The organism is Leifsonia sp. HAY1-4F (assembly GCF_056755275.1).
Map to the genome: position 1 here is coordinate 42,172 of NZ_JBNDHX010000012.1, position 14,141 is coordinate 56,312.

Below are 14,141 nucleotides of genomic sequence, written 5' to 3' on the forward strand. Positions count from 1 at the left end.
GGACTCCTTACTCACTGCGAAACGTGCTGCGCGCCGGCCGCGATGCGGTCGGCGAGGTGCTTGGCCCCGGCGGAGGAGGCGAATCCCCCGTCGACGGGGAGATCGGCGCCGGAGAGGTACCGGGATGCGTCCGCCACCAGGAAGACGGCGAGCCCGGCGACATCGTCGGCTTGGAGGCCGTGTACGCCGCCGTGTAGTGACCGGTGAGCCCGGCGACCGAGCCGACGTTCACGATCGACGAGCCGTCGCCCATGACCGGCGCGAGGGCGCGCATCCCGAGCATCGGACCGGTCAGGTTGACCGCGAGCACCCGGTCCCAGTCGGCGCGTTCGGTCTGGCCGATGCCGGCGCGGTGGGTGACGCCGGCGTTGTTGATCAGGCCGTGCAGCGGGGTTCCGCCCAGCGCCCGCGTGAGCTCGCCGGCGAGCCGCGCCCACGACTCCTCGTCCGTCACGTCGAGGTGGCGGAAAGCGATGCGGTCGTCCAGAGCGCCGTCGGCATCGACGACATCTGTTGCGATCACCCGGGCGCCGAACTCCGCGAGCATCCGCGCCTCGGCGGCGCCCTGACTGCGGGCGGCGCCGGTCACGACGATGGTCGCGCCGCCGACCCGGGCGAATGCGTCAAGGAAGGTGGAGCTCATTGCACGACCCGCTCCACGCGGCTGCGGTCGCGCGAACGCTCGCGCGCCGCCGGAAGCTCGGGTGCCGTGACGGAGGCGCCGACCGGTCCCACCAGCTCGCCGATGCCCTCCACCACCATCCGCACCGTGTCGCCGTTGGTCAGCGGGGGCGGTGTGAGCTCGCCGCGGCGGCCCCACAGCTCGGCCAGGCAGCCGCCGTTGCCGGTCGTTCCGGAGCCGAGCACGTCGCCGGGAACGACCCGCGAGTTGCGCGAGGCGTAGGCGACCAGCTCCGGGAACGGCCAGGCCATGTTCGACACGAGGTCGTACCCGACGCGCTCGTCGTTGACGTATACCTCCGCGCGGATCGCGAGGAAGCCGTCGTCGTCGAGGTACGGCTCGAACTCGTCGGCGGTCACGATCCAGGGGCCGAGGCTCATACCGAAGTCCTTGCCCTTCGCGGGACCCAGCCGCACCTTCATCTCGCGCGACTGCAGGTCGCGGGCCGACCAGTCGTTCATGATCGTGTAGCCGAAGATCACCTCTGCCGCGTCGTCGGCGGACAGGTTCGCGCCGTCGATCCCGGGCGCACCGCCGACGACAGCGGCGACCTCCAGCTCGAAGTCGAGCCGCGCGCTGACGGGAGGGCGGAGCTGTTCGCCGGGGCCGAGCACCGTGTGCGGGTTGGTGAAGTAGAACGTCGGCGCCTGGTACCACTCGGGCACGACTTCGCTCTTACCGTCCACCGAGGCGCTGACTCCCTCGACGTGCTCCTCGAAGGCGACGAAGTCGCGGATCGACGCGGGGACGACCGGCGCGAGCAGCCGCACGTCGGCGAGCGCGGTCCCGTCGGCGTCACTCACGCGGGCGAACAGCGCATGCGCCTCCGTCAGTCCACGCGTGAGCACGTCGCTCGCGGTCAGGATATCCGGAAAGGGGACGACGCGATCCCCGATCACGAACCCCTCCGCAACGCCGTCGCCGACCGACCAGCGCGCGATCCTCATGCCGGCTCCGCCATCCTGTGCGAGATGCCGAAGATGAGCCCGGCGGCGTCGGCCTCCCTGTTGTGGTCGATCTGCCACTGGCCGAGCTGCACGGAGGCGTCCACCACGGCCTGCGCGCGCGGGACGCGGCGCGCGTGGAATTCGTCCCAGAGAGCGTCGTCCACCGTGTCGGCGGCGAGCAGCAACTCAGTCAGGACGACCGCGTCCTCCAGCGCCTGCGCCGCGCCCTGAGCGATCGTGGGCGGGCAGGTGTGGGCGGCATCGCCGATCACGACCGCGTGCCCGCGGTTCCAGGGGGCCGGCACGATGTGCTGCGTGAACCAGGTGTAGTTGACCTGCGCGCCCGCCTGCAGGTCGGCGCGGATGTCGTTCCACGGACCGCCGTAGGCCTCCGACTCGGTGAGCATGAGGGCGACAGCCTCCTCGTCGGTGAGTCCCACCCGATCCTGCGCGGGCTCGACGAGGAACGCGTACATCGTGTCCTCTCCGGTGGGGGTATAGCCCGCGATGTACACCGGGCCGCCGTAGTACAGCTCGCTGTGCTCGACCGACGCCGGGCGCGAGACGAACGACCGCCAGATGCCCATGCCGGTCGGCTGCGGCTTGGTCGTGATGCCGATCAGCTCGCGGACGACGGAGTTGAGCCCGTCAGCGCCGACCAGGAGGTCGTAGCTGCCCACGGGCGAGCCGTCCACCTCCACCGCGACACCGTCGGCGGTCTCTGCGACGCCCGTGACCTTCGTGCCGAACCGGACGTTCGCGCCCGCTGCGACCGCGTGGTCGAGCAGGATGCGCGCCAAGTCCGGGCGGTACATTCCGCCGGTCGCCGGGAAGTCGGGACCGCCCGTCTTCACCTCGGGCAGCTCGGCGACCACCGGCGCGTCCGGGCCCGGCGCCCGCAGCGTCAGCCCTTCGAAGAAGTAGCCCTTCGCCTGCACGTCGTCCCAGACGCCGAGCGCGGCGAATGCGCGCAGCGCGTTCCCCTGCAGGGTGATGCCCGAGCCGAGCGCGCTCAGCTCGGGTTTCGACTCGAAGACGTCGACCTCGACACCGGCCTTGGCGAGCTGGATGGCGGTGGCAAGCCCTGCGACGCCGCTTCCGGCGATCGCGACCTTCGTGACGGCGGTCATAAAAGAACCTCTCTGTTCTTCTGGATGCTCTGCTGTGCTTCCGGATGCTCCGCTGGGCGGAGACCCCGCTACAGCAGCGCGATGGGGTTGATCGGCGACCCGACGGCCGCCGTGATCGGCAGCGGCGGGGCCGAGAGGAGGAAATCGTATCTCCCCAGCCGTGCGCACTCCGTCGCGAGTTCCTCCAGGTCCCACATCTCGCCGATGGTGAGCCCGATGTTCGGGATGACGACCTGGTGCAGCGGCTGGAACGCCGGCACGTCGAACTCGTTCGGCCGCACCTCGAACCCCCACGTGTCGGTCGCGATCGCGGCGATCCCGGTGTCGTGCAGCCAGCCGGCGGTGGTCAGCGAGAGGCCGGGGGCCGGTCCTCCGGCGTACTCGCCCCAGCCGTCGCGGCGCACGCAGGCAAGCTGGCCGGTGCGCACGAGGACGATGTCGCCGGTGCCCACCGCGCTCGTCGCGCCCTGCGCGTCCATGCACGAGCGGAGGTCGGCGGCCGTAATGGCGTACCCGTCCTCCAGCTCGCCGGACCCGGGGCGCAGGTGCCGCCCGAGATCGAGCAGCACCCCCCGCGAGACGATCGCGGAGGCCGCATGCTCGATGCCGGTGACCAGGTCGCCGTCGCTCGTGACGACGTCGCCCGCTCGCCGCCCGTTCCAGGCGTAGCCGTGGTCGAAGATGTGACCCAGTCCGTCCCACTGCGTCGAGCACTGCAGCGGCATCGCGATCACGTCGTCGGCGCCGCCGAGCCCGTGCGGGAAGCCCTGGGTGCCGCGCTCGGCGTCCGTGCCGGTGTCGAGCATGGTGTGGACCGGGTTGGTGCGTCGGCGCCAACCCTTCTGCGGGCCGTTCATGTCGAACGACTGGGCCAGGGAGATCGTCAGGCCTTCACGGACGAGGGCGGCGGCCTCCGTCCGCTTGGCGGCGTCGATGAGGTTGAGCGTGCCGAGCACGTCGTCCTCGCCCCACCGACCCCAGTTGCGGTAGGCCTCCGCCCTTGACGCGATCTCCGCCTCCGGATCCTGACGGTTCAGGTCGGCCGGGTTGTCGCTCGGTGCCGCCATCGTCAGCCGCGACCCTGGACGGCGTACGGGTTGAGCAGCGCCTCCTTGATCTCGTCCGGCACGCCCTCCTCGGTCGCGCTCGGTCCGTCGGCGGCCGGGAACGACTCGGTCATCGACATCGGCATGGCGCCGTTGCGGTAGAAGTTGTTCGACCCCAGCGACGGCTTCCACGTGTTGGGCTGCCAGTCGGGCACGTAGTTCCTGTATCCGCCGGTGTTCAGCTCGATGCGCAGCGACGACGGCTCCCGGTAGTAGAGGAACGTCTGCTCGCCGATCCCGTGGATGGAGGGGCCGTACTCGATCGGGACGCCGTCCTCCAGCAGGGTGTCGGCCGCGATGAGGAGCTCCTCGTAGGTGTCGACCCAGAACGCGTAGTGGTTGACGCGTCCGGCGCGGGTCGAGCCGTCGAGGACGACGCCGAGGTCGTGCGACTTCTCGTTCGTGGTGAGCACCGAGAAAACCGAGATGGGCGCCTCATCGAGCACCGTCCGGGCCATGATGCGGAAGCCGAGCACCTCGTTGTACCAGGCGGCGAACCCGTCGACGTCGCTGGTCGCGATCGTGACGTGGTCGAGCTGGCGCGGGGCGCCTGCGACCTTGCTGCGCTTCTCCGGACGGTCCGGGTAGATGGACGCGACGTGGCCGGGAGCCTGGTGGCGGGTGACGTCCCAGTGCAGGGTCATCGAGTGGCCCCAGGGACCGGTGAAGCGGTAGGCGCGGCCGATGGCGGGCACATCGTCGAGCCATTCGCCCTCGATGCCGGCGGCTTCGACGCGCTTGGCCGCCTCCTCGAGCGCCTCGGCGCTCGAGGTGCGCCAGGCCATGGTCGCGAGCGTCGGCTCGGAGCCCGGCGAGACGACGACCGAGTACGCGTAGTAGTCACCCCAGCAGCGGAGGTACACGGCTCCGTCGACGCGATCCACGACGGTCAGACCGACCTGTTCCTCGTAGAACTTCACGGACGCCTCGACATCCGGGGACGTGATCTCCACGTAAGACAAGTGGGAGAGAAGCTTGATCATCCTTGATCCTTTCCAGACGGGCCGAATGTGATGCCCGGTTTCTACTTTCAAGGCAGCGTCCAGATCAGGGAACCGCGTATCGGCTATGCCGGAGATCAATGAGACTGATTTCCTTGGTCAGCATCGTTCTTTCTTCCGTCTTACAGCAGCACAAGATTCAGCGATTTCGACGCAACTGGCCTTCGTTTTGCCTTTTCAACGCTGTCGTTGTGTCAGAATCAAGCATGGCTAGGGATTCCGCACTCAGGTTCGGCGCTCAGACCGACGAAGCCATGAGCCTTCTGCGCGTGATCAATCTCGTGCGCACCGGGGAGGCCGGCACACGGCCCGAGATCGGCAGGCTCACGGGGCTCGGCCGTGGCGTCGTCGCCCAGCGCGTCGAGGCCGCGATCGAGATGGGCTTCCTGGAGGACGGCGAGTACGGCCCCTCCTCCGGCGGCCGCGCACCCCGCACGCTCCGCTTCCGCGCCGACCAGGCCATGATCGTCGTCTGCGCTCTCGGCGCCCTCCACATCCGGGTGGGCCTCGCCACCCTCGACGGCGAGGTCATCGCAGACGGACACCGCGCGTGGGACATCGGCCGCGGACCTGCCGAGACGATCGACACCGCGCTCGCGATGCTCGACGAGCTCCTCGCATCCCACCCGGAACGCCCCGTGTGGGCGGTCGCGGTCGGTGTTCCAGGTCCCGTCGACTTCGAGACGGGGTCCCCGGTGGCGCCGCCCATCATGCCGGGCTGGAACGGCTTCGACGTGCGCCGCCGCTTCGAGCAGCGCTTCGACGCGCCGGTCTGGGTGGACAACGACGTGAACTTGCTGGCGCTCACCGAGAGGGCTCATCGCCGCGACGACAACGTCGACCTGATCTACTGCAAGGTCGGCAGCGGCATCGGCGCGGGCCTGCTCTCGCGCGGCCGCATCCACCGCGGCGTCAACGGGGCCGCCGGCGACATCGGGCACGTGAGGGTCCGCGACTCGACGACGCCCTGCCGGTGCGGCAAGCTGGGCTGCCTGGAGGCGGAGGCATCCGGCTGGGCCATCGTGCGGGATGCCGAGCGGGCGCTCCAGGAGGGCGCCACCGGCGTTCTCGCGAACGTGGTCGCCCGCGGGGAGCCGATCACCCCGGAGTCCGTGTCCATCGCCGCCCAGGACGGGGACGCGCTCGCCATCTCGCTCGTGCAGCGCTCGGCCCGGCTGATCGGCGAGTCGATCGCCGCACTCGTGAACATGTTCAATCCGGGCGTGATCGTGGTCGGTGGCGCTCTGTCGGCGGCCGGCGAGCTCTTCCTGGCGGAGGTTCGTCAGCGCGTCTACGAGCTCTCGCTGCCGCTGGCGACCCGCGACCTGTCGATCGTGCGGTCGGTGGGCGACGAGCGGGAGCCGCTGCGAGGCGGCGCCGAACTGGCGATCGAGGAACTGTTCGAGGTGACCTTCCCCCGGTGGTTCGCGGACGGCCGCCCGAGCATCGAGGGGATCAAAGCGGCGGCGGCATGATGCCGATCCTTGGCGACGACGCCCTGGTCGCCACCGCCGACGGGTTCGACGTCCGTCTGCACTTGCCGTGGATCCGATCCCTGCCGCTGTCGAGCGTTTCGGGAGTGCGGGTCCACCTCGACGGTGAAGAGTGCTCCGTCGAGGTGCCGGACGGCGACGGCTGGTGGTTCGTACAGGACCGGCTCGCGCTGCGGGTCCGCCGCCCGCTCGCGTCCGGGGTGCACACGATCCGGGCGTCCTTCCGGTTGCTGATCCCGTATCTGCCGGGCGGACCGGACGCACCGCTGGAGCTCGACTTCGAAGCCGAGCAACGCATGGAGGCCGTCGGCGCGACGCCATGGACCCTCGCGGCGAGCGCTTTCAACTGGACCCCGGAGGTGATCCGCGCCGATCGCCCGTCGACCGACATCGCGGTCGGGATCGTGACCTCAGGAGTGTCGTCCGTCGTCGAGCTCGAGCCCGGGCAGCTGTGGCGATCGTTCCCGTCCACCTCCGCGGGGGAAGCAGAGGAGCTGCGCGAGCGGTTCGAAGCCGCTGGTGGCCGGGTCAGCGTCGTCGGAGTAAGCCTCGATGACTGGCTGAGCCCCACGCGTAGGCGTGACGATGACGAGCGGCTCGAATTCCTCCTGCCGCAGTTGCGCACGGCACACGATCTCGGCGCAGCGGGCGTGCGGCTGCCGATCGGGCAGGCCGGACCCGCGCTACTGAGCAGACTGCAGCCCGTGCTGCACGACCTGGACCTGACCCTCTACGAGGAGCTGCAGGGCCAGCAGGCGCCCGACACGACGCCGGGCGCGCGGGCCATCGACGACGTCGCTTCTCTCGACGACTCGCGGATCCGGCTGCTCGTCGACACCAGCATGTTCATGCCGGCGCTGCCGGTGACGTATCTCGCGGCGCTGGCGCCGAGCATCCCAGAGCCGCTGCTGCAGCGGCTGACGGACGCCTGGCTGGAGCCGGAGACGATGGAAGCGGTGTTGACCCACCTCCGCTCGGGCGCGGTTCCTCCCTCCGCTCACGCGCTCTACATGAACCTGCTCGTGCGGTTCGGCCGGCCGCCGGCCGACGTCGTACGCGGCATCCTGCCGCTGGTCGGCGCGTTCCACCTCAAGTTCTGGGACCTCGACGACGCCGACGACCGTGTCTCGCAGCCACTCCGCGACCTCGGCGCGCTACTGCATGCCGCCGCACCCGGCTTCGCCGGTACGCTGTGCAGCGAGTGGGGAGGGCACGAGTGGCTCGACGCCAGCCCCACGGGACAGACGCGGGCGCACCTGTCCCTGGTCGGGGCCGCCCTTCAGCCCTCGCGGTTGTAATACGGCCAGGGCAGGAACCGGCGCTCGCCGCGACGGTCGGGACCGCTGAGTTCGACCTCACCGGTGGCGGCCCACTCGACGCCGCGCGGGAACATCCGGATGAACTCGATGCGGCGGAACGTATCGATGTCGTGGCCGATGGTGATGGTGAACGAGCGGCCCGCTCCATATTCGTTGATCCACGCGATCGGCTGGTCGGTGTTCATCCCGGGAAGGGCCGCGACGCCCTCCGGCGGGATCGCGACAGGGTAGTGCGACATGGGCCACACCGGTGCGTACTCGTACGACTCGAGGTCGTCGAAGGTCGTGAGCAGCACCTGGGCACCGTCCAGGATCTCCACGCCGGTGAGGATGTCGTCACCGGTCACCGTCCAGCGTGCGCTGATGCCCTCGGTGATCGGGTGCCGCGGCTCAACGGTGTCCAATTGCGCTTCGCCCCATGGCCGGGGCCGGAGCCCTCCTGCCACCGTCAGCCGGGAACCGCGCATGACGTTGTACTCGTCCGGATAGCCCCAGTCGTCTTCCTGCGCGGCCGAGCCGTGGAACCAGACGATCCCCTTGCCGTCGCCGTGGACGAACTTCAGCAGAGCCGCATCCGTCTCTGCGCCGAAGCCGGTCGCCTTCTCGTGGTAGCCGTCCCGGCCCTCGAACACGACGATGACCACGTCGTACTTGTCGATGATCCTAGGCCCGAGCCGCCGCGGGTCCTCCACGACCCGCACGCGGAAGCGGCCGGTGTCCTCCAGCAGTGTCGTGATCCACTGGTTGTGCAGGCGGAAGCTGCGGTGCTCGTTGTCGTGTTCGCGGGTCATGTGGCCCGACAGGATGAGCACGTCCAGTGGATCGGGCATCAGTCTGCTTTCGTCGAGAAGGCGGAGTCGAACGCGGCGTCGGGCGGGGTGATCGAGTTGAGCTCGCGCACGAAGGCGATGGCTTCCGGAGTGCCCTGGAGGCGGTCCATCCCGGCGTCCTCCCACTCGACGGAGGTCGGGCCGGTGTAGCCGATGAAGTTCAGCGCCCGGAAGATCGGCTCCCACGGCACCTCGCCGTGCGCGGTGGAGACGAAGGTCCAGCCTCGTCGCGGGTTCGCCCACGGCAGGTGGGAGCCGAGCACGCCGTTGCGGCCGTCGAGGTTGGTGATCGACTCCTTCACGTGCACGTGGAAGATGTGGTCGGCGAAGTCGAGGACGAACGCCACCGGGTCCAGCTGCTGCCACACGAAGTGCGACGGGTCGAAGTTGATCCCGAAGCTCTTGCGATGGCCGATCGCTTCCAGCGTGGCCTTCGCGGTCCAGTAGTCGTAGGCAATCTCGGACGGGTGCACCTCCAGCGCGAACCGCACGCCGACCTCCTCGAAGACGTCGAGGATCGGGTGGAAGCGGTCGGCGAAATCCTGGTAGCCCGCGGCGATCCACTCGTCGGAGGCGGGCGGGAACATGGCGACGGCCTTCCAGATCGACGAGCCGGTGAAGCCGGTCACCGTCTTCACGCCCAGTGCTGCGGCCATCCGGGCAGTCAGCTTCAGCTCCTCGGCGGCGCGCTGCCGCACCCCTTCCGGGTCGCCGTCACCCCACACCCGATCGTTCAGGATGTCGCGGTGGCGCCGATCGATCGGGTCGTCGCAGACCGCCTGGCCGGCGAGGTGGTTGGAGATCGTCCACACCGTCAGGCCGTTGCGCTCGAGGATGTCGCGGCGCGACTGCACGTACGCGGCGTCATCCCACCGGGACACATCGAGGTGGTCGCCCCAGGAGGCGATCTCGAGGCCGTCGTAGCCCCACTCCCCGGCGAGCCGCGCCACCTCCTCGAAGGGCAGGTCGGCCCACTGGCCGGTGAACAGGGTGATCGGTCGCGTCATCGTTCTGACTCCTCTTCAGTATGCGGAGACCTTCAGTGTGCGGAAACCGGGTCGCTCGCGGCGACGCGGACCCAAGCCGAATCGTTCGCCGAGCTCTCCTCGACGGCGGCGAGCGCGCGCTGCACGCTCAGGCCATCGGCGAAAGTGGGATGCGGCTGGGTGCCTTCGGCGATGGCGGTCACCAGGTCGACGACCTGGTGACTGAAGCCGTGCTCGTAGCCGAGCAGGTGGCCAGCGGGCCACCAGGCGGAGACATAGGGGTGCGTCGGCTCGGTGACGAGGATCTTCGCGAAGCCCTGGAGCTCCTCCGGCGCAGTGCGGTCGTAGAACTGCAGCGTGTTGAGGTCCTCCAGGTCGAAGCGCAACGCGCCCGCGGTGCCCGAGACCTCGATCGACAGCGCGTTCTTGCGCCCGGTCGCGAACCGTGTGGCCTCGAACGAGGCCAGCGCACCGCTGGACAGCCGGCCCGTGAAGATCGCGACGTCGTCGACCGTGACCTCGCCGTAGCCCTCGCCTGCGCTGCCCGAGAGTCCGGATCCCGTCGCCTGCAGGGGTCGCTGCTTCACGATGGTGTCGAGCACACCGGTCACGGCGTCGACCGTCTGACCGGTGACGAACTGGGTCATGTCCAGGATGTGGGCGCCGATGTCCCCGAGCGCTCCGGAGCCGGCGTGCTCCTTCTGGAGTCGCCAGGCCAGCGGCATCTCCGGGTCGACCAGCCAGTCCTGACGATAGGCGGCGCGGACCTGCTGCACCTCGCCGATCGTGCCCTGTGCGATCAGGTCGCGGAGCAGCGTGACCGCCGGCACTCGGCGATAGGTGAAGCCCACCATGGCGACGACCCCGCGCTCGGCAGCACGGGCGGCGGCCTCCGCCATCGCCTCGGCTTCCGCGACGGAGTTGGCGAGGGGCTTCTCACAGAGGACGTGCTTGCCCGCCTCGAGAGCGGCGATCGCGATCTCGGCGTGGGAGTCGCCGGGAGTGACGATGTCGACCAGGTCGATGTCGTCACGAGCGATCACCTCCCGCCAGTCGGTCGCCGATTCGGCCCAGCCCCACTGCTCGGCGGCCTGGGCGACAGCATCCGCGTTCCGTCCGACCACGACGGCCATTTCCACCTTCTCGGGCAGAGAGAACATGGCCGGTGCTTGGCGCCAGCCCACCGAGTGGGCCGACCCCATGAACCCGTAGCCGATCATCGCCACCCGCAGGGTCATGCCAGCACCAGCTCCCGCTCGACGGGGACGCGGTTGGTCACGTAGCGGCCGGGGCCGCCGTCGACGCCCGGCATGATCTGCATGTACAGCAGGCGCATGGTGAGCACGACCTCCACGGTGAGCCTCTCCCCCGCTTCCGGCGCGTGGCCCAGCGGGATCACGACGTCGGGTCGGTCGGCGACGAACCACAGCGTCTCGGACTGGTCAGGCAGCTCTTCGATGCGGTAGCTGCGACCGTTCAGCTCGAAGCGGAGGTCGTCACGCGGGATCGGGACCCCGTTGACGCCCGCCGCGACATCGTCGACGGCGGACAGCCAGAGGCTGCGGTACCAGGGCAGCTGCACGGAGACGGCGATGCCGTCGGCGGTGCGCCGGACGTCCTGCTCGGCGAAGAGCGAATTGTGGGTTGCCATGATCCGAATCCCTTACTTGAACGTGTCGGCGAACGTGTCGTGCGGCACAGGAGGCTCGGGTTCGAGCTTCTGCGCCGTCGACGGGCTGTACGGATGGTTGTCGCTCGGCACCGGCTCGTCCGCCGGCGGCATGAACACGGGCTTGCCGTCGTCGCCGAAGTACATCAGGTCGAGGTCGAAGGCGTCCTGGTTCTTCTCGCCGAACCTCACCCAGTTCTCCTCGAACGGCGCCCGGGCCAGCTCGTAGCAGCGGAACTTCCAGATCTTCCACTCGCCGTCCTGACGCAGGAAGTCGATGGCGTACTTGCACCAGACCCAGTGCGCCCAGACCTTCTTGCCCTGCACCTCTCCGGGCGAGTACATGTAGTCGGGGCTGTTCTTGGCGACCTCGGGATCGGTGAGACCCGACTCGGTGCCTGCCATCAGCCACACGCCCTTCGCGGTCTCGCCGTCGCCGGCCACCTCGATCACCGGGGTGGTGGTCGCGTGCAGGATCAGCTTGCCGACGGGCGACGGGCGGTCGCGGTGGTACCGGGTGACGCTCTCCCACGTGGTGTATTGGCCGGCGTTCGTGTAGCGGGCGCGAATGCCCTCGGTGCCCTCCTTGACCCAGAGCGGGATGATCTGCTCGTCCTGAAACGCGTTGTGGAGGTACATGTAGCGGCTGAACAGGTTCTCGATGTCCCCGCGATCTGCCGCACGGCGGGCGAGGGAACGGGTCTGGGCGAGCTCCTCGCGCAGCGCGGCCAGCTCCTCCCGGAGGGCGGTGGACTCGGCGATGGTGTCTGACATGGTGTGCGCTCGTCGATCAGGCCGGGACGCCGGCGACGGCGTCTTCGATGGTGCGGCGTATGAGCGCGTGCTGCTTCTTGACGAGGTCGATCGGGTCGGCCTCCCCCAGGTCGGAGAAGGCGTGGCCCTCCCATTCGCTGGAGAGGTACCCGCGGTAGCCGCCCTCGACGAACTGGCGCACGATGCGCGGGATGTCCATCGCCGGCTCCTGTCCGTCGGCGTCGATGTCATAGAACTTCGCGTGCACGTGGAAGATCTGCGGCATGATGTCGAGCCACTCCTCCGGCGGCACCAGGCCGTGCATGTTGAACGCGAGCCTGGTGAACGGACCGAATCGAGCAGGGTCGACGCCTTCGCCGGTGAGGTAGTCCTCGAACTTCTGGTTGCGGACGTGCATGGGCGTCGGCTCGTGCCAGATCTCGTCCATGACCGGGAAGTGCTTCTCGTCGAGGCCCATCTTCGCCAGCTGCGACAGCAGCGTCGGCGACAGGCTGTGCATGGTGGAGGAGAAGTCGGCGGTGAAACCGAGCCGGTCGCTGCCGAGTTCCTCGTACAGCTCGCGGATCCCCAGCACCTTCGGGTCGTTCGGCCCCTGCGGCGCGTGGATCTCGTAGCCGAGCCGCTGGTCGTACTTCTCCGCGAGCGGCAGGAGGCTGCGCAGCAGCTCCCGGCCGGCGGAGCGGATGACGACCCGCTTGAACCCGAGGGTGTGCGCGGTCTTCAGCTGGCGGGCGAGGAAGTCGTGCTCCTCGTCCGGCGTCATGTCGCGGTCCTTGCGGCGCCCCATGTCGAGGTTGGTGCCGACGGCACTCGGCTCGAGGCCGTACTTCTCGAGCGAGTCGAACCAGAGCTTCTCGAACTCGGCGTCGACGTCGGGGTAGGTGCGCAACAGCTGGGCGATGTTGAACTCCACGCCCGGACCGATGCCGTTCTCGGCGACGGAGGCGATGAGAGTCTCCGGCGTGTAGACGCCGGCCGCGAACTCGCTCGTCATCGAGTAGAGGGTGGTGCCGAGCTCGATGCCGGTACCGGCGATGCCGCCTCCGGCTTCGGCGTTGTCGTTGCGGGTCATCGGCTCGCTCCTTCGATGCTGGGCAGCCATTCGGACAGCTGGATACGCGCCTCCGCCGCGTCGGTGACCATCCGGCTGCCGGCGTTCTGCGCCGCCGACCGCTGGACGGCCTGCTCGTCGCGGATGATGTCGAATGGCGACTGCCAGTAGTTCCAGTGCCAGCCCTCGTACTCGCTCGAGATCGCACCGTTGTAGCCGTTCTCCACGAGCAGCGCGATGAGGTCGCGCACCGGCACGGACGGCTCCTCGCGGGTGTCGTCGATGCCGAAGAACTTGCCGTGCACGTGCTTGATCCACGGCATGATCTCCAGCCAGTCGTCCACGCGCGCCGGGCCGAACAGGCCGGTGCCGTTGATGGCGAAGTCGATGCCGAGGTCGGGCCGGCCGTTCTGGGCGGCAAGGCCGATGAAACGACCGAAGCGCTGGCCGTGGTCAGCCTGGTCCGCCGGCGGCCCCGCTTGGTAGAACTCATTCCAGAGGTCGACGACCTGGCCGAGCAACTCGTCCGTGGCGCCGCGACGGCGGTAGGCCTCCAGCAGGGACGGCGCGAAGCCCACGGTCGTCGCGCCCCAGTCGGCGGTGAAGCCCAGGAACGGCGAGCCGACCTCCTCGAAGCGATCCCGCAGCGCGAGGATGCGCGGGTGCGACGCGTACTGGTCGGCGTGCACCTCCAGCGCCAGCGTGACGCCGTACTGCTCGGCGATCGGCGCCAGCGCTGCCATCGAGTCGGGAGTGATCGAGATCTGCACGCGGGCGATCGGGAAGCCGAGCTTCGCGGCCGCCTCGATCTGGCGGCGCATGTACTCGATGAGCTCGTCCTGGTTCAGCAGCCGGTCGCGGTGGATGCCGATGTCGGCATTGATCGCGAGCGACGTCGGAACCAGCCCGACCTCGGCGATCAGGTCGCGGAACCAGCCGGCGTAGCCGTCGTCGATGGCGGGGAACCCGCGGAAGCTGGAGAAGCCGATGATCTCCAGCCCCGGGCCGTAGCCGTCGGCGGCGACCTTGCGGATGAGGCCCTCGAGGTCGTACTCGCGGGCGTGGAATACGCGCGTGAAGCTGTACAGCGTCACGCCCTGGATCGGGGATCCGAGGTTGCCGGTCATGCCGTCGCTGCCTTCATGGTCTTGGT

Annotated in this window: 14 protein-coding genes; 2 read left to right on the forward strand and 12 right to left on the reverse strand. The window is 69.2% G+C overall.

Features of this window, described 5'->3' with window-relative positions; all coding sequences use genetic code 11:
- Positions 1 to 7 precede the first annotated feature (7 nt).
- The 5 genes from ACPYOG_RS04370 to ACPYOG_RS04390 form a co-directional block, all read right to left on the reverse strand.
- Positions 8 to 643 carry an SDR family NAD(P)-dependent oxidoreductase gene (locus ACPYOG_RS04370; RefSeq protein WP_481293029.1) on the reverse strand — a complete coding sequence of 212 codons (636 nt, stop codon included), beginning with the start codon at positions 641 to 643 and terminating at the stop codon, positions 8 to 10.
- Positions 640 to 1,629 (reverse strand): fumarylacetoacetate hydrolase family protein, encoded by a 990-nt coding sequence (locus ACPYOG_RS04375; RefSeq protein ID WP_481293030.1) that lies wholly within the window; start codon positions 1,627 to 1,629, stop codon positions 640 to 642. The genes ACPYOG_RS04370 and ACPYOG_RS04375 overlap by 4 nt, the downstream gene beginning before the upstream one ends.
- Positions 1,626 to 2,759, reverse strand: a complete 1,134-nt coding sequence (locus ACPYOG_RS04380) for an FAD-dependent monooxygenase (protein WP_481293031.1) — start codon at positions 2,757 to 2,759, stop codon at positions 1,626 to 1,628. Before ACPYOG_RS04380 ends, ACPYOG_RS04375 begins: the two co-directional genes overlap by 4 nt.
- A gap of 68 nt (positions 2,760 to 2,827) precedes the next feature.
- Positions 2,828 to 3,826 carry a cyclase family protein gene (locus ACPYOG_RS04385; protein WP_481293032.1) on the reverse strand — a complete coding sequence of 333 codons (999 nt, stop codon included), beginning with the start codon at positions 3,824 to 3,826 and terminating at the stop codon, positions 2,828 to 2,830.
- Between the two features lie 2 nt (positions 3,827 to 3,828).
- Positions 3,829 to 4,848, reverse strand: a complete 1,020-nt coding sequence (locus tag ACPYOG_RS04390; RefSeq protein ID WP_481293033.1) for a VOC family protein — start codon at positions 4,846 to 4,848, stop codon at positions 3,829 to 3,831.
- Between the two features lie 224 nt (positions 4,849 to 5,072).
- Here ACPYOG_RS04390 and ACPYOG_RS04395 point away from each other — a divergent pair, with 224 nt between their 5' ends.
- Both ACPYOG_RS04395 and ACPYOG_RS04400 read left to right on the forward strand, forming a co-directional pair.
- On the forward strand, positions 5,073 to 6,341 hold the full coding sequence (locus ACPYOG_RS04395; RefSeq protein WP_481293034.1) for an ROK family protein: 1,269 nt from the start codon (positions 5,073 to 5,075) through the stop codon (positions 6,339 to 6,341).
- Positions 6,338 to 7,657, forward strand: coding sequence for a restriction endonuclease subunit R (locus ACPYOG_RS04400; RefSeq protein WP_481293035.1), 1,320 nt, complete (start codon positions 6,338 to 6,340; stop codon positions 7,655 to 7,657). The genes ACPYOG_RS04395 and ACPYOG_RS04400 overlap by 4 nt, the downstream gene beginning before the upstream one ends.
- On the opposite strand, the gene ACPYOG_RS04405 is transcribed toward ACPYOG_RS04400, so the two are convergent.
- From ACPYOG_RS04405 to ACPYOG_RS04435, 7 genes are read right to left on the reverse strand one after another with little or no spacing between them, the layout of a single operon-like run.
- Complete coding sequence (locus tag ACPYOG_RS04405; protein ID WP_481293036.1) at positions 7,639 to 8,508, reverse strand: ThuA domain-containing protein; 870 nt, start codon at positions 8,506 to 8,508, stop codon at positions 7,639 to 7,641. The two genes, ACPYOG_RS04400 and ACPYOG_RS04405, sit on opposite strands and share 19 nt — an antisense overlap.
- Entirely contained in the window at positions 8,508 to 9,515 is a 1,008-nt protein-coding gene (locus ACPYOG_RS04410; protein WP_481293037.1) for a sugar phosphate isomerase/epimerase family protein, read from the reverse strand. The genes ACPYOG_RS04405 and ACPYOG_RS04410 overlap by 1 nt, the downstream gene beginning before the upstream one ends.
- A 32-nt stretch (positions 9,516 to 9,547) precedes the next feature.
- Positions 9,548 to 10,732, reverse strand: a complete 1,185-nt coding sequence (locus ACPYOG_RS04415) for a Gfo/Idh/MocA family protein (protein ID WP_481293038.1) — start codon at positions 10,730 to 10,732, stop codon at positions 9,548 to 9,550.
- Positions 10,729 to 11,145, reverse strand: a complete 417-nt coding sequence (locus tag ACPYOG_RS04420; protein ID WP_481293039.1) for a C-glycoside deglycosidase beta subunit domain-containing protein — start codon at positions 11,143 to 11,145, stop codon at positions 10,729 to 10,731. The genes ACPYOG_RS04415 and ACPYOG_RS04420 overlap by 4 nt, the downstream gene beginning before the upstream one ends.
- A 12-nt stretch (positions 11,146 to 11,157) precedes the next feature.
- Entirely contained in the window at positions 11,158 to 11,937 is a 780-nt protein-coding gene (locus ACPYOG_RS04425; protein WP_481293040.1) for a nuclear transport factor 2 family protein, read from the reverse strand.
- Positions 11,938 to 11,953: 16 nt separating this feature from the next.
- The gene (locus ACPYOG_RS04430; protein WP_481293041.1) at positions 11,954 to 13,009 is read right to left on the reverse strand and encodes a sugar phosphate isomerase/epimerase family protein; all 1,056 of its coding nucleotides are present in this window, start codon (positions 13,007 to 13,009) and stop codon (positions 11,954 to 11,956) included.
- Entirely contained in the window at positions 13,006 to 14,115 is a 1,110-nt protein-coding gene (locus tag ACPYOG_RS04435; RefSeq protein WP_481293044.1) for a sugar phosphate isomerase/epimerase family protein, read from the reverse strand. Before ACPYOG_RS04435 ends, ACPYOG_RS04430 begins: the two co-directional genes overlap by 4 nt.
- Positions 14,116 to 14,141 lie beyond the last annotated feature (26 nt).

Excerpts from the sequence above, each read along its gene's own strand:
- ACPYOG_RS04370 (WP_481293029.1), bottom strand. The coding sequence starts at position 643 with ATGAGCTCCACCTTCCTTGACGCATTCGCCCGGGTCGGCGGCGCGACC.
- ACPYOG_RS04375 (WP_481293030.1), bottom strand. The coding sequence starts at position 1,629 with ATGAGGATCGCGCGCTGGTCGGTCGGCGACGGCGTTGCGGAGGGGTTC.
- ACPYOG_RS04380 (WP_481293031.1), bottom strand. The coding sequence starts at position 2,759 with ATGACCGCCGTCACGAAGGTCGCGATCGCCGGAAGCGGCGTCGCAGGG.
- ACPYOG_RS04385 (WP_481293032.1), bottom strand. The coding sequence starts at position 3,826 with ATGGCGGCACCGAGCGACAACCCGGCCGACCTGAACCGTCAGGATCCG.
- ACPYOG_RS04390 (WP_481293033.1), bottom strand. The coding sequence starts at position 4,848 with ATGATCAAGCTTCTCTCCCACTTGTCTTACGTGGAGATCACGTCCCCG.
- ACPYOG_RS04395 (WP_481293034.1), top strand. The coding sequence starts at position 5,073 with ATGGCTAGGGATTCCGCACTCAGGTTCGGCGCTCAGACCGACGAAGCC.
- ACPYOG_RS04400 (WP_481293035.1), top strand. The coding sequence starts at position 6,338 with ATGATGCCGATCCTTGGCGACGACGCCCTGGTCGCCACCGCCGACGGG.
- ACPYOG_RS04405 (WP_481293036.1), bottom strand. The coding sequence starts at position 8,508 with ATGCCCGATCCACTGGACGTGCTCATCCTGTCGGGCCACATGACCCGC.
- ACPYOG_RS04410 (WP_481293037.1), bottom strand. The coding sequence starts at position 9,515 with ATGACGCGACCGATCACCCTGTTCACCGGCCAGTGGGCCGACCTGCCC.
- ACPYOG_RS04415 (WP_481293038.1), bottom strand. The coding sequence starts at position 10,732 with ATGACCCTGCGGGTGGCGATGATCGGCTACGGGTTCATGGGGTCGGCC.
- ACPYOG_RS04420 (WP_481293039.1), bottom strand. The coding sequence starts at position 11,145 with ATGGCAACCCACAATTCGCTCTTCGCCGAGCAGGACGTCCGGCGCACC.
- ACPYOG_RS04425 (WP_481293040.1), bottom strand. The coding sequence starts at position 11,937 with ATGTCAGACACCATCGCCGAGTCCACCGCCCTCCGGGAGGAGCTGGCC.
- ACPYOG_RS04430 (WP_481293041.1), bottom strand. The coding sequence starts at position 13,009 with ATGACCCGCAACGACAACGCCGAAGCCGGAGGCGGCATCGCCGGTACC.
- ACPYOG_RS04435 (WP_481293044.1), bottom strand. The coding sequence starts at position 14,115 with ATGACCGGCAACCTCGGATCCCCGATCCAGGGCGTGACGCTGTACAGC.